We start from the raw sequence: 25076 nt of genomic DNA, 5'->3' as shown, positions 1-25076 counted from the left end.
GACGCTATATTCGGCGAAAGAGGGCTGACGCCCGGCACCCCGCCGTCCGGGAACGGAAGGCGGCAACTTCAAGTCCCCGGAATAAAAAACATGTCTATTCCCCGGAAAATACGAATCATCGCTGTTGTGGCCGTCCTGGCCGGGGTCGGGCTGCTGGCCTGGCATCTGCTCGGAGCTCGGCAGGACGGCGCGCTGACCTTATACGGCAATGTGGATATCCGGCAGGTGGATTTGGGCTTCCGCGTGGGCGGGCGCATCGCGGCCGTGCTGGTGGACGAGGGCGACGCGGTGGTCGAGGGCCAGCCCCTGGCCCGGCTGGACGACGATCTCCTGCGCCAGCAGCGGGATCAGGCCGCCGCCAGGTTGGCCGGGCAGAAGGCCGATCTGGCCCGGCTGGAGCGCGGCTACCGCGTGGAGGAAATCGCCCAGGCCCGCGCCTCGGTGGCGGCGGCCACCGCCGTGGCGGAGAACGCGGGCATTAATCTGAGGCGCGTCACGGCCATGCGGGCCAACAACGCCATTTCCCAGAAAGAACTGGACAACGCCCGCGCGGCGGATCGCGAGGCGGCGGCCAAGCTGCGTTCGGCCCAGGATCAGCTGGACATGCTCACCTCCGGCTACCGCGAGGAGGACGTGCTGGCCCAGCGCGCTGCCGTGGCCGCCGCAGCCGCCGAGCTGAACCATGCGGAAATCCAGGTGCGCGACGCGGTGCTCACTGCGCCGCAGAAGGGCATTATACTGACCCGCGCCCGCGAGGCCGGGGCCATTGTCCAGGCAGGACAGACCGTCTACACCCTTACCCTGACCAATCCCGTCTGGCTGCGGGCCTATGTGGATGAGCCCAATCTGGGCAAGGTCAAGCCGGGCATGCCCGTGAGCGTGGCCGTGGACGCCGCGCCGGGCAAGAGCTTTCCCGGCACGGTGGGTTTTATTTCGCCCACCGCAGAGTTCACGCCCAAGACCGTGGAAACCCGCGAGGTGCGTACGGCCCTGGTCTACCGTCTGCGCATCCAGGCCGAGGATCCGGAAAACGTCATGCGTCAGGGCATGCCCGTAACCATCACCCTGGAACCGGTCACGCCATGACGTCAGTCATTGCGCCCGCCGTGCGGGAGAGGCTCGATACGGCGGTGCGTCTGGACAATCTGGGCATGACCTTCGGCAAGGGCGCGGCGGCGGTGGAAGCGCTCAAGGGCATTGAGGCGGAGATTCCCGCCGGGCGGATCACCGGCCTGGTGGGTCCGGACGCGGCGGGCAAGACCACCCTGATCCGCACTCTGGCCGGATTGATGCGGCCCGGCAGCGGCGCGGCCCTGGTCTTCGGGCGGCCCGCCATGGAACTGGCCCGGCGCGAGCCCAACAGTATCGGCTACATGCCGCAACGTTTCGGCCTTTATGAAGACCTCACGGTCATGGCCAATCTGCGTTTGCACGCCAGCCTGCGCGGTCTTACGGGCCAGGCCCGCGACGAGCTTTTCCACAAATTGCTGGGCTTCACTTCCCTGGGACCGTTTACCGAGCGGCTGGCCGGGCGGCTTTCCGGCGGCATGAAGCAGAAATTGGGCATTGCCTGCGCTCTGCTGGGTTCGCCGCGCCTGCTTTTGCTGGACGAGCCGGGCGTGGGCGTGGACCCGCAGTCGCGCCGCGAGCTCTGGAGCATGGTGCAGGAGCTGAGCCACGGCGGTATGACCGTGATCTGGTCCACAGCCTATCTGGACGAGGCCGCGCGCTGCCCCGGCGTGATCATGCTGGACGCGGGCAGGGTGCTTTTTGCCGGGCCGCCGGAAGAGCTGACCCGCCGGGCGGAGGGCAGGGTGTATCTGCTGCGCGGCGCGGCAAACAAGCGGGACCAGGAGGACGGCGTGGGGCATCGTGAGGCCCTGGCCCGCTGGAGCATGCGCCCCGGCGTGGAGGACGCCCTGATCCAGGGCAGCCGTTTGCGCCTGGTGCTGGCCGCCGCCGCGTCCGATGCGCTGCGCGAGGAAGTGCTGGCCCAAGGCGGCGAACTTGCGCCTCCGCGTCTGGAAGACGCCTATATGAGCGCTGTGGGCGGCATCAACCAGAAAGCCTCGCCCTATGGCCGTATCGCCGTGGAGCACCGCCACGATTCCCTTGATCCGGGGGGCGTGGAGGATGTGACGCGGCCCCGCATCGCGGCCCGCCAGCTAACCAAAAAATTTGGGGATTTCATTGCGGCGCGCGACATCAGCTTTGAAGTGCGGGCCGGGGAGATTTTCGGCCTGCTGGGTCCCAACGGCGCGGGCAAATCCACCACCTTCCGCATGCTTTGCGGCCTGTCGCGCCCCACTTCGGGCGATTGCGCGGTGGACGGCGTGGACCTGCTCAGCGCGGGCAGCGCCGCGCGTTCGCGCCTGGGCTACATGGCGCAGAAATTTTCGCTCTACCCCGACATCCCGGTGAAGGAAAACATCAACATTTTCGCCGACCTCTACGGTCTGGACAAAAAGCGCCGGAACGAACTGCTGCCCGTGCTGGCCGAAGCCCTGGAACTCAAAAATTTTCTGCATAGCCGCACCGGCGCGCTGCCCCTGGGGCAAAAGCAACGTCTGGCGCTGCTCTGCGCCACTCTGCACGAACCGCCGGTGCTCTTTCTGGACGAGCCCACCTCCGGCGTGGACGCGCGCACCCGGCGCGACTTCTGGAAGCATATCCTGGCCATGACGTCCGCCGGCGCCGCCGTGCTGGTGACCACCCATTTCATGGAAGAAGCCGAATACTGCGACCGTATCGCGCTCATTTATCGCGGCTCCATGATCAGCGTGGGCACGCCGGACGAACTCAAGGCCTCGGCCACGAACCTCGCCGACCCCACCCTGGAAGAGGCCTTTATCGCCAGCATCGAACGCTATGACAGGGAACATCCCTTGTAGCGTCCATCGCCGTTCAATATCCCACCCTCCGCCTCATTTTCCGAACGCGACCGAAGCCGCGATCCGGATGGGTTGCGTAACAAAAACTATAAAACTAATTTTTTAGTTGACAATATAAAACTAGTTTTATAGTTTCTTCTTGACAGCAGTCCACAGGCTTCTCTATGACTGGGGCATGAATACGCAATACCTGCATGCCCTGCCGGAAGACTGGGAAGCCGTCGCCAGGGTTTTTTCGGCATTGGGCGACGCCACGCGGCAGAAGATTCTGCTGCTGTTCGAGCCGGGAGAGAGCATCAGCCTGAAGAGTCTGACCGAGCTCCTTCCCCTGAGCCGGACGGCCGTGGCCCACCATGTGACTACCCTGGTGCGGGCCGGACTCCTGCAACCCGTCCGACGCGGGCGGGAAGTCTACTACAGTCTGAATCTTGAACTGGCCATTGAGGCCCTGGACAAGGTCAGAACCTATGCGGCGGACTTGTTGGCGGCCACGGGGAAACAAAAGCCCTGAAGCCGCTCCCGCCGGGGAGGAAAGGCATATGGCGGGCACTTTGTTGAAGCAGGCCGCGGCTCTGGGAGCCAGCTACACGCTGGGTACGTTCAACGACAACTTTTTCAAGCAGGCGGCCCTGTTGCTGGCGCTCAGCCTGGGTTACGGCACGTTTCAGGCTTGGGGCACGTTTTTGTTCGCCCTGCCGTTCGTGCTTTTTTCCGCCTGGGCGGGCTGGCTGGCCGACCGTTTCCCCAAAAAGTATCTGGTGGTGGCCGCCAAGTGTCTGGAATTGGCCGCCATGCTGGCCGGAGCCTGGGGCATACTGTCCCTGAACTGGACCGCCATGTTGTTCATGCTTTTCTGTATGGGCGCCAGTTCCACCCTGTTCAGCCCGGCGCTCAACGGTTCCATCCCGGAGATTTTTCCCCCGAGCAACGTACCGCGCGTCAACGCGCTCTTCAAGCTCTTCACCACGGCGTCCATTCTGCTGGGCGTCATGCTGGCGGGCGCGGCCCTGGACAGGCAATGGTTCGACACCCTGATTCCCTTTGGCCGCTGGCTGGTGGCCGTGGGCGTGGTTTTGGCGGCTGTCCTCGGTCTTGCGGGCGCGGCCCTGGTTCCCTATCGCCCGGCCGTGGAAAACCGGCAGCGCCCGCCCTTCCCCTGGCTGGGGGCATGGGACTCGTTGCGCGATTTCCGCCGCATACGGCGGGACCGGGCCCTGGCGCTGGTCATTGCGGCGGACGCCTTTTTCTACTGCATCTCCACCCTGGTGCTGCTGGAAATCAACGCTCTGGGCCTGCGTGAACTGGCCTTCAGCAAGACCGTCACCAGCCTGCTGCCCACGGCGCTGATGCTGGGCATCTGCGCGGGTTCGCTGTTGGCGGCGCGCGGTACGCCTCAAAGCTGGCGGCGCTGGCTTGCGCCCTCCTGCGGCGGCATCGGCTGCGCCCTGCTGGCGGCGGGCTTTACGCCGCATCTGCCCGAAAATCTGCGCTTTCCGGCTCTGTTGCTGCTGTACGGCGCGGCGGGCGTGTGCGGCGGCCTGTACCTGATTCCGGTGTCCAGCTTCATTCAGGTGCGCCCAGCCCCGGAGGAAAAGGGACGTGTGCTCGGCACGGACAACTGCCTGGTGTTTTCCGGCATCCTGTTGGCCAGCGCCGTCTACTGGGGACTGGAGTTTTTCGCGCCCTCCACGGGGCATTACATTTTGGGCGGCATGGCCCTGACGGCGACGGTCTGCTTCGCGTACAGCCTGCATTCCCTCCCCGCGCCCGATGCGCCCCATGCGCCAATACCCGCCGGTGATCCCCATGCTAAAAAGTCGGCGCGGAAGGGTGGGCGCGCTCTGGACATCCTGGCCGCCCTGCTGCGCGGTCTGATCGCCCTGCGCTACCGCGTGCGCGTGGAAGGATTGGAAGAAGTGCGCGCCGCCAACGACGGCAGGCCCATCCTGTTCATGCCCAACCACCCGGCCCTCATGGACCCGGTGCTGGTCTACAGCCGTCTGATTTCCTTCCGGCCCCGGCCCCTGGCCGACGAGTGGCAGATCAGCCGTCCCCTGGTGCGCCGCATCGCGCCGCTGGCCCGGCCCGTGCCGCTTCCCGATCTGCGGGCGCAGGGCCGTGCGGCGCGCGGGGCAGTGCTGGAAGCCCTCACGCGTTGCGCCGAAGCGCTCAAGGCTGGCGACAATCTGCTCTTTTATCCGGCGGGCGGCCTCAGCCGCGACGGTCAGGAACATCTCGGGGCCAACAGCGGGGCGCACCGGCTGCTCCAACTGGTTCCCCACTGCCGCGTGGTGCTGGTGCGCAGCCGGGGCCTCTGGGGTTCCTCGTTCAGCTATGCCGTGAGCGGGCGGCCCGACATGCTGCGCGGCCTGGCGCGCGGCGCGCTGCGCCTGCTTTGCAATCTGCTTTTCCTCATGCCCCGGCGCGAGGTGCGTATCAGCCTGCGTGAAATGCGGGATCTGCCGCCCGCCGAGGCCGGAGCCACTGCCCTGAACCGGGTCCTGGAAGACTGGTACAACGCGGAGCCCGAAGAAGCCTTGGTCGTGCCCTGTTATTTCTGGCAGGGCGGCGCGCCCCGGCCGCTGCCGCGCGCGGAAGCCGAAGCCGCTTCTGGCCGGAACGTCGCGGACGTCCCCGCCGATGTGCGCCGGCGGGTCTACGCCCTGTTGGCGGACAGCGCCGCCGTGGAGGCGGACCCCGCGAGCCTGACCCCGGAAACCCGGCTGGCCGTGGATCTGGGCATCGACAGCCTGGCCCTGACCGAGTTGAGCCTCAAGCTGGAAGAGGTGGCCGGGCACGGCGTGAGCCGCCTGGATATGCTGCTCACAGCCGGAGATTGCGTGCTGGCCGCCGCCGGGCTGCTGGATGAAGACGAGGATGCGGCCCCCGCGCCTGCGGGCTGGGACGCGCATGATTCCCGCAATCCGGCCGCCGATCCGACCCGGCGTCTGGACGTGCCCGCCGCGCCGCATTTGCCCCTGGCCATCCTGCGCCAGGCCCGGCGCGCGCCCGCAAGCCTGATGCTGGCCGACGCCGAGGGCGCGTTGAACTGGCGCGACTTCTGGCTGCGTTCCCTGGCTCTGGCTTTGCTGTTGCGCCGCCGTTGCGCCGGACAGGAGCGCGTGGGCGTCATGCTGCCCGCCTCAAGCGCGGCGGCCATGAGCTGGCTGGCCGTGCTGCTGGCGGGAAAGACGCCGGTCATGCTCAATTGGACCACCGGCCCGGCCAACTTCGGCCATTGCGTGCGTCTGGCGGAAGTGCGGACCATTGTCACGGCCCGGCGTCTGCTGGAGCGTCTGGACGGGCAGGGCTTTGACGCAACGGCGGCAACGCGCTCCGGCGGGGACTGGTTCCTCCTGGAGGATGCCGCGGCGGCCATGCCCCGGCGGCTCAAGCTCGCGGCCCTGCTGCGCAGCCGTCTGGCCCTGCTGGGCTGGGAGCGGGCGGCCCTGCCCGCGCATGTGTCCGACACGGCGGCCGTGCTGTTCACCTCCGGCTCCGAGGCCGCGCCCAAGGGCGTACCCCTGAGTCACGCCAATATTCTGGCCAATTGCCGCGACATTGCCGAGGTGCTCGCCATAACCTCGCACGACCGCATGCTGGGCATGTTGCCGCCCTTCCATTCGCTGGGGCTTACCGGCAATATCGCCCTGCCGCTCTGCTTCGGCCTGCCCGTGGTCTTCCATCCCAATCCCACGGAGGCGGCGCGCCTTAACCGGCTCTGCCGCCGCTGGCGGCCCACGCTGACCGTGGCTCCGCCCACCTTTCTGGACGGCATGCTGCAACAGGCCGCGCCCGGCGATCTGGCCTCGCTGCGCCTGGGATTTGTGGGCGCCGAGGCCTGCCCCAAGCGGGTGTACGAGGCCTTCGCGGCGCAGAGCGGCGGAACGCTGTGCGAAGGCTACGGCGTCACCGAGTGCGCCCCGGCCATCAGCGTCAACCGACCCGAGTCCCCGCTTCCCGGCAGCATCGGTCTGCCCCTGCCTTCGGTGGAAGTGGCCCTGGTCAGCCCTGAAGGCTCTCCGCGCCGGGTGGCGGAGGGAGAGGCGGGCATGCTGCTGGTGCGCGGTCCCAATGTTTTTGACGGCTATCTGGCCGGAGCGGGACAGACGCCGCCTGATCCCTTTGTGGAATTTGAGGGCCGCCGCTGGTACCGCACCGGCGATCTCGTCCGGGCTGATGCACAGGGCCGCCTGACCTTCGCGGGCCGTCTGGGCCGCTTTGTGAAGATCGGGGGAGAGATGATTTCCCTGCCGCAGATGGAAAAGGCCCTGCTGGACCATCTTGCCGGGCGCGCCGCCACGGCGGATACGCCGGAGGCGGCGCGGGAGGGCGGCCCGGCCCTGGCCGTGGAGAGCGTGGAGCGCGACGGCGCGCCGGAAATCGTACTGTGCAGCGTGACGCCCCTGACCCGTGAGGAGGCCAACGCGGCCCTGCGTCAGGCCGGGCTGTCGGCCCTGTATGCCGTGCGGCACGTGTTGCGACTGGAGGCCATCCCGGTGCTGGGCACCGGCAAGACTGATTACCGCGCGCTCAAGGCTCTGGCGGCGGGGGAATGAGGGGGCTTCACATGGCGCGGCCCCGGCTGTGCCGGCCGGGGCCGCGCGGCCCCTTGAAGACGGCGGTGATTCGGTCTACCACAAAAGAAGGCGCGTATTCCGTCTCGGGGCGGATATGCGATGGGGGCGGGCATGGGAGGCGTGAACCCGGCCGGGAAAGGCGCAATAAAGGTATGAAGCAGAATCTCTGGCTGCGCCAGCTTCTGGCCCTGATGGGCAAGGAATTTCAGCAGATCGTGCGCGATCCCTCCTCCTATCTGGTGGCCGGGGTGATGCCGCTGATCTTTCTGTTGCTCTTCGGTTTCGGCATCACGCTGGATGCGGGCATATTGCGGCTGGCCGTGCTGGATCAGAGCGGCGGCGGGCGGGCCTTGTCCCTGGCGGCGGATTTCGCCCATTCGCCCTGGTTTGAAACCCGGCCCGTGGGCGACATGGAAGAGGCCGCGCGCCTGATGCGTAACTCGGACGTGCAGGGCATTCTGGTCATCCGTCAGAATTTCGACCAGGAACTGGCGCGCGGCGGCGTGGGCGGTCTGCAACTGCTGGTGGACGGCTCCGAGCCGAACACGGCCCAGTTCATCCAGAGTTACAGCCAGGGCCTGATCACCAGCTGGCAACGCACCTCCCTGCCCGGCGGCGCGGCCCTGGAGCCGCCAGTCAATCCGGAAACGCGTTTCTGGTACAATCCCACGGCCAAGAGCGTGCAATTTCTGGTGCCCGGCGCCATTACCGTGATTATGACCCTCATCGGCACTCTGCTGACCTCCCTGGTCTTTGCCCGCGAGTGGGAGAGGGGCACCATGGAGGCCATGTTCGCCACGCCCGTGAGCCGGATGCAATTGCTGCTGGGCAAGCTGATCCCCTATTTCTGCATGGGCATGTTCAGCATGGCGCTCTGCGCCGTGGCCGCCGTGACGCTCTTCGCCGTGCCGTTCCGGGGTTCGCTCTGGGTGTTGCTGCTCCTGTCCTCGGTCTTCATGCTCAGCGCCCTGGGCCAGGGCCTGCTCATTTCCGTGAGCCTGCGCGGGCAGTTGGCGGCGGCGGAGGCCGGGCTGTTTTCCGGCTTTCTTCCGGCCCTGCTGCTTTCGGGCTTCGTTTTCGACATCAACAGCATGCCGCCCGTATTGCAGGCCATCACCAGACTGCTGCCGGCCAGCTATTTCAATACCTGCCTGCGGACCATTTTTCTGACCGGCGACGTCTGGAGCATCTTCGGGCCGAGCCTGCTGTTCATGGCCTTGCTGGCCTCCGTGCTGCTGGGTCTGGTGTACAAAAATCTCGTCAAACGCCTGGACGTCTGAAGATGGCCTTTTTCGAGTTTCCCCGCCTGAATTGGCGGCGCATGGTCACCATTGTGCGCAAGGAACTGTTGGTCCTGCTCTGCAACCGCGTCTCGCGCATGCTGATCATCGTGCCGCCCCTGGTCCAGATCGTGATTTTCGGCTGGGCCGCCACCATGGAAGTGCGCAATGTGGACGTGGCTGTGCTGGACCACGACAACGGCCGCTGGAGCCGCGAGATCGTCCACCGTCTGGAGGGTTCTCCCACCTTTCGCAGCGTGCGTTTTCTGCCGTCCGAACAGCGCATCCGGCCCGTGCTGGAAGGGCAGGAGGCGCTCTTCATCCTGACCTTCGACCAGGAATTTTCCCGCCGGGTGGAGCGGGGTGAATCCGCTGAGATGCAGGTGATTCTGGACGGGCGACGCTCCAACGCGGCGCAGATCGCGGCCTATTATCTCAGCCGGATCGTCGAGGGCATGGCCGTGGACACGCCTCTGGGCCGGGCGGCGGCTACGGCCGCCGCGCCCCGCCTGGACGTGCGGATGCGCTGCTGGTTCAATCCCAACCTGGAATTCCAGTGGTTTTTTCTGCCCAATCTTATCGGCATGCTCAGCCTCATCCTGGGCCTGGTGGTCACCGGTCTGTCCGTGGCGCGCGAGCGTGAGGTGGGCACCTTCGACCAGCTTCTGGTTTCACCGGCCACGCCCACGGAGATCGCCCTGGCCAAACTGGCGCCCGGCTGCATTGTGGGCCTGGTCCACGGCACCATCTTTCTGTTGATCACGGTCTTCGGCTTCGGCGTGCCCTTTACGGGCTCCGTGGTGCTGCTCTACCTGGCCATGCTGGTTTTTGCCGTGGCCTCGGGCGGGGTGGGACTGATGGTTTCCTCCCTGTCCGCCACTCAGCAGCAGGCCTTTCTGGGGGCCTTCACCGTGGGCGTGCCCTGCATTCTGATTTCCGGCGCGGTGACGCCCATCATCAATATGCCGATCTTTCTGCAGCACGCCAGCCAGTTGAATCCCCTGCGCCATTTCACGGTCATCAGCCAGGGCGTCTTTCTGAAAGATATCACGTTCGCGGCGGCGGCCGTGAGCTTGGGCAAGATCACCCTGATCAGTCTGGCGGCCGTGAGCGTGGCTGTGTGGATGTTCAAGCGCCGCACCTGACGGGCCGGATTGGCCGGATTCAGGACAGACTGTCGCCGTTTCCGCCCCCGTCTCCATTTTTCTTTCTGGAGCGCGTGGCCTCGCTCACGATGGTGGCGATGACCACCAGAGAATAGATGTAGGCCGTGAAGGCCACCAGCACCGTGGCGTTTTTGGCGATCCAGGTGTGCGGGGTGATGTCGCCGTAGCCCACGGTCAGGATGGTTATGTAGCTGAAATAGAACAGGTCGTTCATGGCCTGCACGCCCTGACCCAAGCCGTTGAAAGAGCCCGGTTCATGGAATTCGATGGCCAGAAAGATGTAGAAACCGCAGTAGCCGATGAGCAGCAGGCCGCAGACGGCCGCGTAGACGATCTTGGTGGTGATGAGGTGGGCGTGGTAGATCTGCCGGAAGACCTCCAGCATGACGCTGCCGAAAAAGCAGATATAGAGCAGCAGCAGTTCGTTCTGGATATTTTTGACAAAAAAAAGATCCAGCGCCCGGCAGGCCACCAGCAGTAGGGCAAACAGCAGCACCAGCCGCAGCAGGTTGCGTTTTGACTCAAACAGCACCGTGGCGGCCAGCAGCTGAAAGGGCAGATACACGGCCTGGGCTATGCCGCCGTAGATGTTGTCGGGGAAGAAGATATTCAGTACAAACACGCAGAGCAGAGAGGCCAGAAGCAGCTCGAAACGGTAGACGTAGAGCCTGGTCCGAAAGGGCGAAAGAATTTTTTTGTTCATAAATGTGCCTCGTGAATCTGGCTGAGCATGCTACCCGGCTTGCCGGAATGGGGCAAGAGGCCCGAGAATGCCGCCCGTGGCGGGCGACCGGCCGCATGCCGGTTGTATGCATCTATATGGAGTCGTTATGAAACTGATTGCGCGTATTGCCGTTTTGCTGGCCCTGCTGCTGCCCGCCCTGGCCGGAGGGCTTTGTGCCGCGCCGCTGACCACCAAATATTACAGTCTGGATCTGCCGCCGGACTGGGTGGTGGTCAATGGGCCCGTAACACGGAACGGCGCTGTGCAGGTGCTGCTGGGGCAGAAGGATCACAAAACGTCGGCGGCCGTCATTGTCGGCCCCGCAGAACCGGGCGACGCCGAAAAGGCGGCCGAGACCGGCTCCAAAGGCCTGAAGGGCAGCAAGCCCGTGGCCCGTAACGGCCAGTTGCAGTTCAGCTTTGAGCAGAAGGGCGTCAAGGGCTACAGCGTGGTGCGCGAGGATCCGATTTCCAAGCTGTTGCTGGTGCTCATCATCAGCGGCGATGTGCGGCAGGCGGATTTTATCTACAAAATGCGCGGACCGTACAAGGCTCTGTATCCCCTGCGTCCGGATTCTTTTTGAAAACACGTGGGTTCAGCGGGAATCCGTTTCTGAATACTGTTTCGGACGAGGTTTTTTGAAAAGAATTTCCCGCTGCGGCGAGAATGCTTCCAGAAAAAGAGAATCCCCGGAATGCGTCAGCAATGCTGCGGCATGCCGGGGGATTCTTTTTTGCGGAGCATGAGTGAGGAGGAATTTTTGTGGATAACAGTTCCCCCCCCCACTCATAACTATTGCACCGCTCAGCGGATGAAGTTGGTGGCCTCCCAGGGCTCGGGCGTGGGATACTCCACCCCGGCGGCCTTGCCCGCGGCGATGCATTTAAGCAGCCAGGCCATGTTGTCGCCCAAGGTGCGCATGGTCTGAAGGCCTTCCCTGTCCTGAAGCACCTCTGCGGGCGTGTTGCCGTGCACGGAGTTCCAGTACTGGGACGCCACCACGGGCATGCGCGCGATGGTAAAGTACTTGTTCAGCCGGTCGAAAGAGGCGCTGGCCCCGCCCCGGCGGCAACTGACCACGGCGGCGGCCGGTTTGAAAGCGTAGGGCGCGGATTTCATATAGAACATCCGGTCCAGAAAGGCGCAGATGGAACCGTTGGGCCCGGCATAATAGACCGGCGAGCCCACCACCAGGGCGTCGGCTTCGCGCAGCAGGTCAATGGCCTCGTTGACCGGATCGTCCGTGAACACGCAGTGCCCGGTATCGGCGCATTTGCCGCAGGCGATGCAGCCGCGCACGGCCTTGTTGCCCATTTGCAGAATGTGCGTGTTCAGGCCGTTTTTTTCCAGCTGGTCCGCCACGGTGCGCAGGGCCGTATACGTACAGCCCTTGGGATGCGGGCTTCCGTTGATTAAAAGTACGTTCATAAAATTCTCCTTGCGGTGTCATGGGACCGGATATGGACTCCGGCGTCAGTGTACGGAATGGCGGGGCGGGGGGCAAGGCGTCAGCGGGTGCGGTCCCTGGTCCGGGTCCGGCTCAGGGCCTGAAGCCGGTTTACGGCCAACCGGGCCGGACAGAGCGCGGGCGAGATGGGCGCGGCAAGCCGGGAGGCCACGGCGGCTCCGCTCAGAATGCCGGGCATGTTCCGCTGGGCGGCAGGTTGTGCAGCATGGTCAGCAGATCGTCCACGCCATGCCGACGGCAGGCCAGATAACAGGATGTATATTCCCGATGGGTGAGCCGGGCGGCGAACACCTGGTAGCGCCGCTCCCGGCTTGCAAAGGGCAGGCCCAGCAGCGGTCCCAGAGCGGGGTGGAGGGGCAGCCAGAAATCCTCCTGCGGATGGACGTAGGCGCGGCGCGCCTCTTCCGGCAGGCCGCCCAGATCCAGCAGGCGCAGCAGGCTGTCCGCCAGATGGAAGAGCAGGGTCCTGCCCGGATGGTTGACCGTGATGAACAATTGCTCTTCCCGCCAGCGCTCACGCAGCAGCGGCGCGCAGCGGATGGGGCAATCCGCTTCCTTCTCTTCCTCCCGCGCCAGAGAGTCCTCGGCCACGGCGGCCACGTCGCCCAGCAGGGCCGGATCGCCGCGCAGATAGAGATTCAGCGCTTCTTCCGGCGCAAGTCCCTGGGCCAGCAGGCGTTCCAGCAGGCTGTCGGCGAAGTCGATGTTCTGGACGGCATTGGTCCAGAACGGCCAGTAGCCTTTGAAAAAAAGATTGGGAATTTCAACGCATCGGCAGAATGCGGGCAGGCGCGGCAGCATCTGCTCCGTGGACAGCGCGCCCCAGCGCGGGGCCAGGCGCTGGTAAAGAAAGAGCGCGCACTGCTCCAGATCCGCCTCGGCAATGCTTTGGCGGGTGTAGTTTACGTACTGCCGGATGCGGAAGTGCCGTGCGAAAGTCGGCGTGTTTTCCAGCAGGGGACGCAGGGCGTCGCCCTGGCAGTTGGCGTGCAGAAGGCAGAGAGCCTGGGACATGGCGTTGCGTCAACAAATCCTTGTTTCCGGGACGGGCGGCGCGCGGGCTAAAGCAATTTCAAAGTGAAATTGCCCACGGAGTCTCGCTTTGCTTGACTCCGGCGGAGGCGTGAAACTTGCCGGTCAGAACATCGTGTCCCGGTCATGCATAATCGTAAAGTTAATCTGCTCTAACTTTCCGCCAGTTCCAGATAGGTGGCGCTCTGGCTGCCTTTTTCCGACACGCTCACGCTGACCAGCCGCACGGCGCGGGCCTGTGGGGCCGGGCTTGCGGCCAGCCGGTCGGCCACGCCGCGCCAGATGTGGCGGGAGAGATTTTCCGAAGAGGGATTGATGCGGTCAAAGGGCGGCGTTTCGTTGAGCACGCAATGGTCCAGATCGCGCAGCACCTCTTTGAGCGCGTTTTTCAATACCTTGAAATCCAGCAGCAATTCGGTGTCCGGCGTGAGTTCACGGCCTTCCACGCAAAGCTCCACGCCGAAGTTGTGGCCGTGCAGGCGTTCGCATTTGCCCTGGTAATGCCGCAGGGCGTGTCCGGCCGAAAATTCGTCGCGCACGGTGAGGCGCCAGCAGTGCCGCGCGCTCATGAGACTATCCACCAGACCACCAAGGCCGAGAGAAAAACGACAATCAGGGCCAGAACGATGCGTACATTCTGGTTCCATTCAAAACCGGAGGTGTCGTCCTCCAGGTCGGCATCGCCGCCGGAGGTGGAAGGAGGGCTGAAAATGCGTTGCAGCCAGGACGTGAAAGACATGGTTCTCCTGTCGGCCAGGGGCTGTTTTTATACGTTATGCCATACAAGCGCAGCATAACAAGTGTCCGTTTTTTGTCAAAATATCCGGCAAATGCCTATGGCGTTATGAAGTGCGGCACGAAGCGCGAAAGGTCGCCGGTAACCGGTGTGTCGTCCTCACGTATGCCGAGCCCGCAGGCCTTGCCGCCCACGATCCATACCCCGCAAACCGGGCCGTGCCCGTCCACGAACGGCGGCGGGCAGAGTTCCTGCCCGATATAGCCTTCCTCCCCGTACTCGCCGCCGGTGGAGAAGACCGCCTTGCGGTTCCTGAAGATATGCACGTTCGCGCCTTCGCGCGATAACAGGGGTTTGAGCACGTAATCGTTGACCGGAGCGGCCTTGTCCGCGCCGTGAAACCAGGCGCGCAGCAGGTTGGGGTGCCCCGTGTGCCGCTCCCAGAGCAGCGGGAGCATGCCCTTGCTGGACAGCACCATCTTCCAGGCCGGCTCCACAAAGGTGGTGTCCGAGCGCTGCACGTTATCCGCAAAATCGTCGCGCCAGATGAATTCCCAGGGATAGAGCTTGAACAGCCAGTGGATGGGCGCGTTCTCCAGATCCACGAACAGCCCCTGCGCATCCACGCCGATGTCTTCCATAAATATCTGCTTGCCCCGGATACCCGCCTGGGCGGCGCAGTCCATGACGTACTCCACGGTGGCGCGGTCTTCCTCCGTGTCCTTCATGCTGGCGAAATGCATGATGCCGGGAACATGGAAGGTCGCGAAGGTCTCGCACAGCCGTTCCTGGATGCTGTTGAATTGGTCCGCGCCCTCCGGCAGTTTGCCCGAAGCCAGACAGTCCTCCAGCCAGAGCCATTGAAAATAGGCCGCCTCGTAGAGGGACGTGGGGGTATCCGCGTTATACTCGTAGAGCTTGGCCGGACCGTGCCCGTCATAGGCAAAGTCGAAACGGCCGTACAGGGAGGGCTCGTTGCGTTGCCAGCTGTCGCGGATCAGATCCCAGAAGGCGGCCGGAATGGCCAGCGCCGAGAGCATTTCCTCGCTGTTCACAATATCGGCGGCCAGATCCAGACACATGTCGGCGATTTCCTGCGCCGGGTCTTCAAGGCCGGATTCGATTTCCTCAAGGTTGAGCGCGTAGCAGACGGACTCGTCCCAGTAGATTTCGCCGTTGACGTGATGAAAAAAGAAGCCGTTGTCTTCCGCGATTTGCCGCCAGTTTTCGCGCGGCTCAATGGGGATGCGCCTCATGAAGCCGCGCCTCGCGCGCCGCCGCCGAAAAAGCCGCCGCGCGCGCCGGAGCCGGAACGGCTCATGACGGGCCGGGCATTGTGTTGCATGCTCTGGGTGAGCCTCGGGGACGGGTTCGCTACTCTGCCGCCGGGTCCGGGCTTGACCGTGTCGCCGGTGGCCGTGCGGAACGAGCGACCCTGCTGCGGGTTGGCCGCCGGATCGCGGTACAGGCCTTGCGAACCCTGCATCATGCCGCCGCCGCCGAGAAAGCGCCCGGCCATGAAACCCATCATCATGGGCATCCACATGCCGCCGCTGTGCTGTTGTACGGCGGTCCCTTCTTGACCCGGCTGCGCGTCAGGGCGTGTACAGGCCCCCGCGCCGAACTTGGCTTCACATTCTTCCTGCGACGAGAAGCGCGGCGTCTCGGCCAGCGCTCTGGCGGCAAGTTCCCGGCATTCGGATTCGCTGAACATGGCGCTGGCGACGCATTCATTCAGCGACGTGAAGGTATAGGTGCCTTCTTCGATTTTTTCGGAGCTGCAGCCCGCGCTGCCCGCGGCGAGAGAACCCATGAGAAGGAGTGATATTGCCCTGGAACGTTTCATTGGCGGCCCCCGGTAGAGTATGGATAATCCATTGCCTACCGTGATTCCGGCCGGAGCGCAAGGAGACTCAAGTCCGTCAGGTCAGACATATCGTCGAAACCCCACCCCCTCAGCGGCGACAGAATTGCCGCCCGATGCTAAGGGGATGGGATTTCGCGTTGTTGAATTATCCAGCACTGTTACAGTAATTCACCATACCTTTTGATAAAGATGTTTTTGAACAAGGTGGCCAGGGCCATGTACAGCAGGATGGTCAGGGCCAGCCAGGCGAAATAGACGGGCGGCAGAGCGGCAAGGCCGATGGACACGCCGAAAGCCGTAAAGGGAATGGCGGTCAGCACGGCAATACCGGCAAAGGTCAGCAGCGTCAGCGGTGCGGAGGCCCGGCTCTGGATAAAGGGCAGTTTGGGGGTGCGGATCATATGAATGACCAGCGTCTGGCTCCACATGGATTCCACAAACCAGCCTGCCTGAAATACCGCGATGTAATAGGCCTGAACCGCCGGATCGCTGATCTGGTGGAACAACAGGCCGCCGCACAGGGACGGACAGATGACAAAGTACATGAGCAGATAGGTCGTGATGTCAAAGACCGAGCTGGTCGGGCCGATCCACAGCATGAACTTGCCGATGGACGAGGGATCCCATTTGCGCGGCACAGTAAGGTATTCCTTGTCCACATTGTCCCACGGAATCGCCGTGCAGCTCAGATCATAAATCAGATTCAGCAGAATCAGGTGAATGGGCAGCATCGGCAGAAACGGCAGAAACGCGCTTGCCGCCAGCACCGAAAACATATTGCCGAAATTGGAGCTGGCCGTCATTTTGATATACTTGATCATGTTGGCGTAGGTTTTACGCCCTTCGGCAATGCCTTTTTCCAGCACCATCAGGTCTTTTTCCAATAAAATGACATCCGCGGATTCCTTGGCGATATCCACGGCGCTGTCCACGGAAATGCCCACATCCGAGGCTTTCATGGCGGCGGCGTCGTTAATGCCGTCGCCCATGTAGCCCACGCTGTGCCCTCTGTCCCGCAACGCCTTGATAACCCGAACTTTCTGCTGCGGCGACAGTTTTGCGAAAACGCTGACCGTTTCAGCGGCCTCGCTGAGGGCAATATCTGTCATCTTTTCAATGTCGAAGCCCAACAGGATGCGCTCCGCCGGGATGCCCAACTGGCGGCAGACGCAACGCGTCACCTTCTCGTTGTCCCCGGTGAGAACCTTGACGGCAACGCCGTGTTCCTTCAACGCCTTGAGCGCCTTGGGCGTGGATTCCTTGGGCGGATCAAGGAAGGCGAGATAGCCCATCAGGACCATGTCGGCCTCGTCCGCCACGGAGAACGCGCCTACCGGAGAGGGATTGGTCTTCTGGGCCACGGCGATGACCCGCATGCCGTCCTCATTGAGATCATTCACTTTTTTCAGGATATATTCCCTGATCTCATCCGTCAGCGGCAAAACCCGGCCCTCATACTCGGCAAAGCCGCACACGGAGAGCATTTCTTCCACCGCGCCCTTGGTGATCATCTGCGTTTTGCCGTTTTTCACCACAACACTCATGCGGCGGCGCTCAAAGTCGAACGGTATTTCATCCACCTTGAGGAACTTTTCGGAAAGCCCGCGCAGCTCCGGCACGTTTTCCTGTTCCTGCAGCGTCCGTTCAATGATGGCATGGTCCATCAGGTTTTTCAGACCCGTCTGATAATAGCTGTTCAGAAAGGCATGCCGCAATACCCGCATGTCTTCCTGCCCGTGGATGTTGAGATGGTAGAGCAGGGCCACCTTGTCCTGCGTGAGGGTTCCGGTCTTGTCTGTGCACAGAATATCTATGGAACCAAGATTCTGGATGGAGTTCAGATTCTTGATGATGGTCTTTTCCCTGGCCATGCTGACCGCGCCCTTGGCAAGGCAGGTGGTCACGATCATGGGCAGCATTTCAGGGGTAAGCCCCACCGCGACGGAGAGCGCGAACAGGGTCGCTTCCACCCAGTCGCCCTTGGTAAAGCCGTTGATGAACAGCACGACGGGAACCATGACCAGCATGAAACGGATCAGCACCCAGGAGACCTGGTTGATGCCCTTTTCAAAACTGGTCCGGACCGGCTTGGTGCTGACGCTTTTCGCCATCTGGCCGAAGATGGTGGCATCGCCGGTGGCCACGCACACCCCGGCGGCGCTGCCGCTGATGACGTTTGAGCCCATAAAGGCAAGGCACGGGCATTCCGTCAGGCTGCCGTCCCCGCTGTTGCCCACGGGCTGCGCAATCTTTTCGACCGCAATGCTCTCGCCGGTCAGGGCCGACTGGCTAATGAACAGGTCTTTGGACTGGAGGATGCGCATGTCAGCGGGAATCATGTCGCCCGCCGCCAGATGTACGATATCGCCCACGACAACGTCCTCAAGCGGGATCTCGCTTTCGCCGGACTCCCGCCGCTGAACGCAGGTGGTTGTGGTGATCATTTTCAAGAGGTTTTCGGCGGCGTTGCCGCTGCGCGTCTCCTGGACGAAACGCAGCACGCCGGAAATCATCACCATGGTCATAATGATGATGACAGTGGTGGGATCGACGTCGTCAGGGTCGGCCCACAGAATATCCGTGCAGGCCGAGACCCCGGCCAGGCCGAATAAAATGGCCGTGAACGGGTTGATAAAAGCTCCGGCAATGCGCTTGGGCAATGACAGCTTTTTTCCGTGGGTGATCTTGTTGTTCCCGTACTGCTCGCGGGAAGCTTCGACCTGAGAGGTTTCCAGGCCTTGCGGGCCGCTGTGGAGTTCTTTCAGCAGATCGTCCGCCGGGCTGGCGGCGGCAAACGCGAGCCTGCTGTTGGCCGCGGTTTGCCGGAAAGATTTCAGTTGCGTATTTTGAGCGGATTCATGGGTGGTCGCAAAGATAAACATTGGTCTGTACCTCCGTTCGTTGCTGATGAAAAACGAAGAAGCACAGCCCATACACTGATAAGCCGCAATTACGGTGGCGGATCTGAAATTGTTTTCGTTTCCGTCACGCGCCTTCGGGGCGGCGCGTCAGAACGTGGGCCATGTCTACTGTCCGGTTCCATTGTGTCCTCCTGTTGTGTTTTTCCGGTGAAAACTGAACAGCCGTTTCATGGCGGGCGCCGGGCCGTCGTGTCGCAAAAACAAAAAACCCTGCCACCGCGTACAACGATGACAGGAAATATCCCATAACAGCCTTACCTGTGGAGGCACTGCAACGTCATCGTCCAAGCTTCAGCTTCACAGGGCGATGAAGTTACATAGTCCATGCCTTGTTTTCGACATGGACTGTTGGCCTTCTCATAGTGTCTCCACTACTCCGCGGCAGTAACCCGTATCCCTGTGGTAGCCTCACCTACCGAAACGGTCTCAATTTTCCGAGATTTTGATACTCCCATCATTATTGGGGTGTCAAGCCCTGCGGAGGGGAAATCAAATGATATGAGCCGGTTCTCCTTCATGCACGGGATTTTCATCTGATCGCCCCGAAGGAAACGTGAGGGCGCTGCCAACCCTCACGAGGCCCAGGCGGCCAGCGCCTTGTCCAGCTCCGGGCCGGGCCGTACCTTGAGCGCGTTGTCCAGGCGCAGATGGCAGCGGCAGCCGTCCAGGCAGACCAGGGCCTCGGCTTCCACCGGGCCGGGATACATCTCCAGAATGTTTTTCAGGGCCAGCATGTCCTCGCGGCCCAGACGGTGCGCCGGGATATGCACGCAGACCGGCGTGTCGCTCTGGCCGCAGGCCTCGGCCAGGGGTCGCACGCTCTGCCCCAACATCTTGAGTTCGCGTGGAGCGTCCTCATTCTCCTCGTCCGTGTCGCGGGCGTCGTCGCTCTGGCTGTCCAGGCGGGCCGTGAGGCAGAGGGGCTGCTCGGCCCTGATCAATTCGCGGGCTTCAGCGTAGGAGCGCGGGAAAAAGGTCACTTCCGCGTGGCCGGTGAGATCCTCCACGCCCACAAAGGCCATGCGCTCGCCCTTGGACTTGGTGAGCACCTCCTTGACGCTGGTCACCAGCACCGCGCAGGTGAGTTCCGCGCCGGGGAAGAGTTCGCGCGCGTCTTCCAGGGTGGTCAGGCGCAGGCGGCGGATCTCGCGGCTGTAGGGCTGGAGGGGGTGGCTGGTGAGAAAGAAGCCCAGGGCTTCCTTTTCAGCCTTCAGTTTCAGGTCGTCCTCCATTTCGGGCAGCGCGGCTTCCGGGCAGTCCAGGCCCACGCCGGGCTGGGGCGGGGCCTCCGCCACCGGGGCCATGGCCAGCAGGGAAACCTGGTTGGAGCTCTTGTCCTTGGCCTTTTTCTGGGCGCGGGCCACCACAATTTCCACGGCGGCCAGCATGCCCGCCCTGGAGACGCCGAAGCAGTCGCAGGCCCCGCCCTTGATCAGCGATTCGAGCACCCGTTTGGTGACCTTGCGCAGATTGACCCGGCAGCAGAGGTCCAGCAGGGAAAGGTACTCCCCGCCGTCCTTGCGAGCCTCCACAATCTCGCGGATGGCTTCGTCCCCCACGTTCTTGATGCCGCCCAGGCCGAAGACCACCCGGCCGCCATGGGCCGTGAACTCGCGCTGGCTCTGGTTCACCGAGGGCTGGACCACGTCGATGCCCATATCCTTGCAGCAGGAGACGTATTTGAGCAGCTTGTCCTGATTGCCCATTTCCGAGGTGAGCAGGGCGGCCATGAACTCCACCTTATAGTGCACCTTGAGATAGGCGGTGTAGTAGGAGATCAGGGCATAGGCCGCCGAGTGGGACTTGTTGAAGCCGTATTCGGCGAATTTTTCCATCAAGTCGAAGATTTCGTTGGCCTTTTCCTTGGCGATGCCGTTCTTTTCCGCCCCGGCCACAAAGGTCACGCGCTCCTTGGCCATGGCCTCGGCTTTTTTCTTGCCCATGGCCCGGCGCAGCAGATCGGCCCCGCCCAGCGTGTAGCTGGCGATGATCTGGGCGATCTGCATGACCTGTTCCTGATAGACGATGACCCCGTAGGTATCGCGCAGGCATTCGGTGAGCGAGTCGTGCGGATAGACCACCGGCACCTGGCCGTGCTTGCGCTTGATGAACTCGTCCACCATGCCCGATCCCAGCGGGCCGGGCCGGTAGAGGGCCAGCATGGCGATGACGTCCTCGAAGCAGGTGGGCCTGAGCATGCGCAGATACTGGCGCATGCCCGAACTTTCCACTTGGAAGACGCCGTCCGTGTCGCCCCGCGCATAAAGGTCGTAGGTTTCGGCGTCGGTGAGCGGCAGATTGTCCAGATCCGGCGGGATCTGGCCCTGAAGGCTGATGTTGTCCAGAGTGTCCTGGATCAGGGTCATGGTCTTGAGGCCCAGAAAGTCGAATTTGACCAGCCCGGCCTTTTCGGTCATGGGGCCGTCGAACTGGGTCACAAGTTCGCCGCGTTTACCCAGATAGAGGGGCAGATACTCCTCCATGGGCTTGTCCGAGACCACCAGCCCGGCGGCGTGGGTGGAGGCGTGGCGGGCCAGACCTTCCAGGCGGCGGGCCGTGTCCAGCAGATGTTTGACCTGCTGGTCCTCCTCGTAGAGTTTTTTCAGGTCCGGCTCCAGGTCCAGAGCCTTCTTGATGGTCATTTTCAGGTCGTCGGGCACCAGCTTGGCGATGCGGTCCGTCTCCGCGAAGGTCATGCCCAGAGCCCGCCCCACGTCGCGCACCACGCCCTTGGCCTTCATGGTGCCGAAGGTGGTGATCTGGGCCACCGAGCCTTCGCCGTAGGTGTCCACCATGTGTCGGATCACGTCGCCCCGGCGGCGTTCGCAGAAGTCCACGTCGATATCGGGCAGGGAAACACGCTCGTTGTTCAGGAAGCGCTCAAAGAGCAAATTGTAGGGCAGGGGGTCCAGGTTGGTGATGCGCAGCGCCCAGGCCACCAGAGAGCCGGCCGCCGAGCCGCGCCCCGGCCCCACCGGGATGCTGTGATCCTTGGCCCAGTTGATGAATTCCTGCACAATGAGGAAATAGCCGGGAAAGCCCATTTCCAGGATGACATTGAGCTCGTATTGCAGGCGCTCGCGGTAGCGCTGCGGGTCGATGTTTTCTCGGTCCGGGTGTTTTTCTAGACGCTTTTCCAGGCCTTCCTCAGCCAGACGGCGGAATTCGGACTCCATGCTGGCCCCTTCGGGCAGTTGGTAGACCGGGAAATAGTGGTGGCCGAAATCCAGCTCCACATTGCAGGATTCCGCGATGCGCATGGTGTTGGCCAGGGCTTCGGGCACATGGGCGAAGGGTTTTTCCATCTCTTCGATGGACTTGTAGTAGAGTTCGTGCGTTCCGAAGCGCATGCGCTTGGGGTCGTCCATGGTGGTCTGGGTCTGGATGCAGAGCAGCACCTCATGGGCGTCGGCATCGTCGGCGTTGAGATAGTGGCAGTCGTTGGTGGCTACCAGGGGCAGCTTGGCGGTTTCGGCGATCTCCAGCAGGGCGTTGTTGACGACGTCCTGCTCGGCCAGGCCGTTGGACTGCAATTCCAGATAAAAATTGCCGGGGTAGATGGCCGCGTATTCCTGGGTCAGGCTCAAGGCCTTGTCCATGTCCTTGGCCAGGATGGCGCGGGGAATTTCGCCCGCGATGCAGGCCGAAAGGCAGGTCAGGCCCTCGGCGTAGCGGCGCAACAGGTCCTTGTCCACGCGCGGCTTGTAGTAAAAACCGTCCAGAAAGCCGTGACTGACCAGCTTGACCAAGTTGTGATAGCCCAGCTCGTTTCGGGCCAGCAGGATCAGGTGGTGGCGGCGGCGCGCCAGCTCGGAGGTTTTGTCCGTATGGTCGTGGCAGACGTAGACCTCGCAGCCGAAAATGGGTTTGACGCCGAAGTCCTTGCAGGCCGTGTAGAAATATGCCGCGCCGAACATATTGCCGTGGTCGGTGATGGCGCAGGCGGGCATGCCGTAATCCTTGGCGCGGGCGCAGAGATCCTTGATGCGGATGGCGCCGTCCAGCAGGCTGTACTCGGTATGGCAATGCAGATGCACAAAGTCGGACATGGGAACTCCTGAAAAAATGGCTGAGTTCCTTGTATAGCAAATGGCGGGAGGGGGCTCAAGGCAAAGGCAAGGGCGGCGGCCCACGGCGTCAGCCGCCCTTGCCTTTGGCGAATTGTTGTAATCCACGCCTCCGCGTGGGAGGCGACTTGCCGCCCGGCCCCGACTGCCTGGCCAGGGGCTCGTTTCAATCCACGCCTCCGCGTGGGAGGCGACTATTTTGCCGCGTTGTCGCTGTAATAGGTGATGCTGTTTCAATCCACGCCTCCGCGTGGGAGGCGACCGGTAGGCCGCCGTCTCTGGCAACGCGGGCCAACAGTTTCAATCCACGCCTCCGCGTGGGAGGCGACCGGCCTCCGCGCCCTGTTTGCCAAGATATGGACGGTTTCAATCCACGCCTCCGCGTGGGAGGCGACCATTTACAGGAAATAGCCTGACTGACGATTTCAGGTTTCAATCCACGCCTCCGCGTGGGAGGCGACGCAGGCCGCCGTCTCTGGCAACGCGGGCCAACAGTTTCAATCCACGCCTCCGCGTGGGAGGCGACGCAGTTCTTCAGCGGTCAGCTTGCCGTCGGCCATGTTTCAATCCACGCCTCCGCGTGGGAGGCGACGCTGGGAGATCAGGGGCGGTGTGGGAATAGCGGGTTTCAATCCACGCCTCCGCGTGGGAGGCGACTTATCAGGAGAGACACACGGGCCAAGAACCGCTGGTTTCAATCCACGCCTCCGCGTGGGAGGCGACCTGACCAGCGTCCCCGGCCTCACGCCGGAACAGCAGTTTCAATCCACGCCTCCGCGTGGGAGGCGACCTGGAATCCTGGTATGATGACTACGGCCGATATGTTTCAATCCACGCCTCCGCGTGGGAGGCGACCTTGGCGTTTCATCCGATTGGCTTATATTTGGCAAGTTTCAATCCACGCCTCCGCGTGGGAGGCGACCCGTTATCGGGGAGGATGAGGCCCGTGGCGAAGAGTTTCAATCCACGCCTCCGCGTGGGAGGCGACGCCGCCCGCCAGGCCAGCGCCGCCCAGCATGCCGGTGTTTCAATCCACGCCTCCGCGTGGGAGGCGACATTTCCCGTTCAGCGCCCGTAACCGTCCAGACCGGTTTCAATCCACGCCTCCGCGTGGGAGGCGACGCCCGCGACCAGCGCGGCATAGGAGGGCGTGGATGTTTCAATCCACGCCTCCGCGTGGGAGGCGACCGGCGGACGGCATCGGGCATGGCTTCGCGGCGCTTGTTTCAATCCACGCCTCCGCGTGGGAGGCGACCCTCAGGTCCGGCCAGCGGGGCCACGGACGTCAACCTGTTTCAATCCACGCCTCCGCGTGGGAGGCGACAACTGCTTCACGCGCTGCTTTTTAAGCTTATACGGTTTCAATCCACGCCTCCGCGTGGGAGGCGACGTTTTTTCTCGTTCCGCCGTCAGCAACGCCGCTGGTTTCAATCCACGCCTCCGCGTGGGAGGCGACGCGCCGTGTATAATGCGGAAAGTAGGTACGCCGGAGTTTCAATCCACGCCTCCGCGTGGGAGGCGACCGGCCACCGGCGTCTTTGGCTCGCACTACCAGAGCGTTTCAATCCACGCCTCCGCGTGGGAGGCGACCAGAAAAACCACCGTCAGGGGCCGTAACGGTCGGTTTCAATCCACGCCTCCGCGTGGGAGGCGACTGCAGCGCCTGAACGTATTTCAAATGCATCTCACGTTTCAATCCACGCCTCCGCGTGGGAGGCGACGACTACGTATGATATTCTTGACGAGTTGGATTTGTTTCAATCCACGCCTCCGCGTGGGAGGCGACTCTCAGCGGCCTATGACGGCGACTGTTACGCAAAGTTTCAATCCACGCCTCCGCGTGGGAGGCGACTTCGGCTCTGGTGATCCAGACGTAGCGGATAAAGTTTCAATCCACGCCTCCGCGTGGGAGGCGACCAACTGCCGGAGGATTATGTCATCATTGAGACGAGTTTCAATCCACGCCTCCGCGTGGGAGGCGACAAGAAACTTGTGCAGCTATACTGATCTGGCGACGGGTTTCAATCCACGCCTCCGCGTGGGAGGCGACCGTCTACATTGGCAACACGGCCCGCGAAGTTCGTGTTTCAATCCACGCCTCCGCGTGGGAGGCGACGCTCTACACGAGACGGCCTCAACCAATTGTCCGAAGTTTCAATCCACGCCTCCGCGTGGGAGGCGACGCATGGAAAAGCTAAAGCAGCTTCGTGATCGCCTGTTTCAATCCACGCCTCCGCGTGGGAGGCGACCCTTGCCGGGCTTGCGCGTAATAGCATTGAGTTGTTTCAATCCACGCCTCCGCGTGGGAGGCGACGGCCAGGATCGCCTGCTGGGCCTGCTGGGC

17 protein-coding genes, 1 CRISPR repeat array and 1 riboswitch are annotated in these 25076 nt (G+C 63.0%); of the genes, 7 read left to right on the top strand and 10 right to left on the bottom strand.

All coding sequences use genetic code 11. The annotated features are described in order from the left end of the window. Window positions 1–90: 90 nt before the first annotated feature. The 6 genes from hlyD (at window position 91) to FYJ44_RS05080 (ending at window position 9896) form a co-directional block, all read left to right on the top strand. Entirely contained in the window at window positions 91–1086 is a 996-nt protein-coding gene (gene hlyD / locus FYJ44_RS05105) for a secretion protein HlyD (protein ID WP_154509810.1), read from the top strand. Next, a complete protein-coding gene (locus FYJ44_RS05100; RefSeq protein ID WP_154509808.1) occupies window positions 1083–2891 on the top strand; it encodes an ATP-binding cassette domain-containing protein in 1809 nt (602 codons plus the stop codon). Before hlyD ends, FYJ44_RS05100 begins: the two co-directional genes overlap by 4 nt. 175 nt (window positions 2892–3066) lie before the next feature. Continuing rightward, window positions 3067–3402, top strand: coding sequence for an ArsR/SmtB family transcription factor (locus tag FYJ44_RS05095; protein WP_154509806.1), 336 nt, complete (start codon window positions 3067–3069; stop codon window positions 3400–3402). Window positions 3403–3430: 28 nt separating this feature from the next. Then, window positions 3431–7450 (top strand): MFS transporter, encoded by a 4020-nt coding sequence (locus FYJ44_RS05090; protein WP_154509804.1) that lies wholly within the window; start codon window positions 3431–3433, stop codon window positions 7448–7450. Between the two features lie 173 nt (window positions 7451–7623). Continuing rightward, a complete protein-coding gene (locus FYJ44_RS05085; RefSeq protein ID WP_154509802.1) occupies window positions 7624–8751 on the top strand; it encodes an ABC transporter permease in 1128 nt (375 codons plus the stop codon). A 2-nt stretch (window positions 8752–8753) separates the two neighbouring features. Then, window positions 8754–9896, top strand: coding sequence for an ABC transporter permease (locus tag FYJ44_RS05080; protein ID WP_154509800.1), 1143 nt, complete (start codon window positions 8754–8756; stop codon window positions 9894–9896). A 19-nt stretch (window positions 9897–9915) separates the two neighbouring features. On the opposite strand, the gene FYJ44_RS05075 is transcribed toward FYJ44_RS05080, so the two are convergent. Beyond that, complete coding sequence (locus tag FYJ44_RS05075) at window positions 9916–10620, bottom strand: potassium channel family protein (RefSeq protein ID WP_154509798.1); 705 nt, start codon at window positions 10618–10620, stop codon at window positions 9916–9918. A 127-nt stretch (window positions 10621–10747) separates the two neighbouring features. On the opposite strand from FYJ44_RS05075, the gene FYJ44_RS05070 reads away from it, so the two are divergent. After that, window positions 10748–11224: a hypothetical protein gene (locus tag FYJ44_RS05070; protein WP_154509796.1), complete on the top strand. Its 477-nt coding sequence runs from the start codon at window positions 10748–10750 to the stop codon at window positions 11222–11224. 221 nt (window positions 11225–11445) lie between these two features. On the opposite strand, the gene FYJ44_RS05065 is transcribed toward FYJ44_RS05070, so the two are convergent. From FYJ44_RS05065 to dnaE, 9 genes are all read right to left on the bottom strand, one after another. Then, window positions 11446–12069: a flavodoxin family protein gene (locus FYJ44_RS05065; RefSeq protein WP_154509794.1), complete on the bottom strand. Its 624-nt coding sequence runs from the start codon at window positions 12067–12069 to the stop codon at window positions 11446–11448. A gap of 80 nt (window positions 12070–12149) precedes the next feature. Continuing rightward, the gene (locus FYJ44_RS05060) at window positions 12150–12287 is read right to left on the bottom strand and encodes a hypothetical protein (protein WP_154509792.1); all 138 of its coding nucleotides are present in this window, start codon (window positions 12285–12287) and stop codon (window positions 12150–12152) included. After that, complete coding sequence (locus FYJ44_RS05055) at window positions 12272–13123, bottom strand: WcbI family polysaccharide biosynthesis putative acetyltransferase (protein ID WP_154509790.1); 852 nt, start codon at window positions 13121–13123, stop codon at window positions 12272–12274. Before FYJ44_RS05055 ends, FYJ44_RS05060 begins: the two co-directional genes overlap by 16 nt. Window positions 13124–13293: 170 nt before the next feature. Further along, window positions 13294–13710: a 6-carboxytetrahydropterin synthase QueD gene (gene queD, locus FYJ44_RS05050; protein ID WP_154509788.1), complete on the bottom strand. Its 417-nt coding sequence runs from the start codon at window positions 13708–13710 to the stop codon at window positions 13294–13296. Then, a complete protein-coding gene (locus FYJ44_RS14425) occupies window positions 13707–13880 on the bottom strand; it encodes a hypothetical protein (RefSeq protein WP_195840955.1) in 174 nt (57 codons plus the stop codon). Before FYJ44_RS14425 ends, queD begins: the two co-directional genes overlap by 4 nt. A 95-nt stretch (window positions 13881–13975) precedes the next feature. Next, window positions 13976–15133 carry a glutathionylspermidine synthase family protein gene (locus tag FYJ44_RS05045; protein WP_154509786.1) on the bottom strand — a complete coding sequence of 386 codons (1158 nt, stop codon included), beginning with the start codon at window positions 15131–15133 and terminating at the stop codon, window positions 13976–13978. Beyond that, window positions 15130–15690, bottom strand: coding sequence for a DUF1190 domain-containing protein (locus FYJ44_RS05040; protein ID WP_195840954.1), 561 nt, complete (start codon window positions 15688–15690; stop codon window positions 15130–15132). Before FYJ44_RS05040 ends, FYJ44_RS05045 begins: the two co-directional genes overlap by 4 nt. A 212-nt stretch (window positions 15691–15902) precedes the next feature. Next, entirely contained in the window at window positions 15903–18626 is a 2724-nt protein-coding gene (gene mgtA, locus FYJ44_RS05035; RefSeq protein ID WP_154509782.1) for a magnesium-translocating P-type ATPase, read from the bottom strand. Window positions 18627–18934: 308 nt separating this feature from the next. Beyond that, a riboswitch (M-box (ykoK) riboswitch) is annotated at window positions 18935–19092 on the bottom strand. 145 nt (window positions 19093–19237) lie between these two features. Then, window positions 19238–22714: a DNA polymerase III subunit alpha gene (dnaE, locus tag FYJ44_RS05030; protein WP_154509780.1), complete on the bottom strand. Its 3477-nt coding sequence runs from the start codon at window positions 22712–22714 to the stop codon at window positions 19238–19240. Between the two features lie 114 nt (window positions 22715–22828). Next, a CRISPR array of direct repeats spans window positions 22829–25046; the repeat unit is 32 nt; unit sequence GTTTCAATCCACGCCTCCGCGTGGGAGGCGAC. Window positions 25047–25076 lie beyond the last annotated feature (30 nt).

Source organism: Desulfovibrio porci (genome assembly GCF_009696265.1).
Lineage (GTDB): Bacteria > Desulfobacterota > Desulfovibrionia > Desulfovibrionales > Desulfovibrionaceae > Desulfovibrio > Desulfovibrio porci.
The sequence above is the reverse complement of the archived record's forward strand: the minus strand, read 5'-3'. Positions and strand labels throughout refer to the sequence as shown.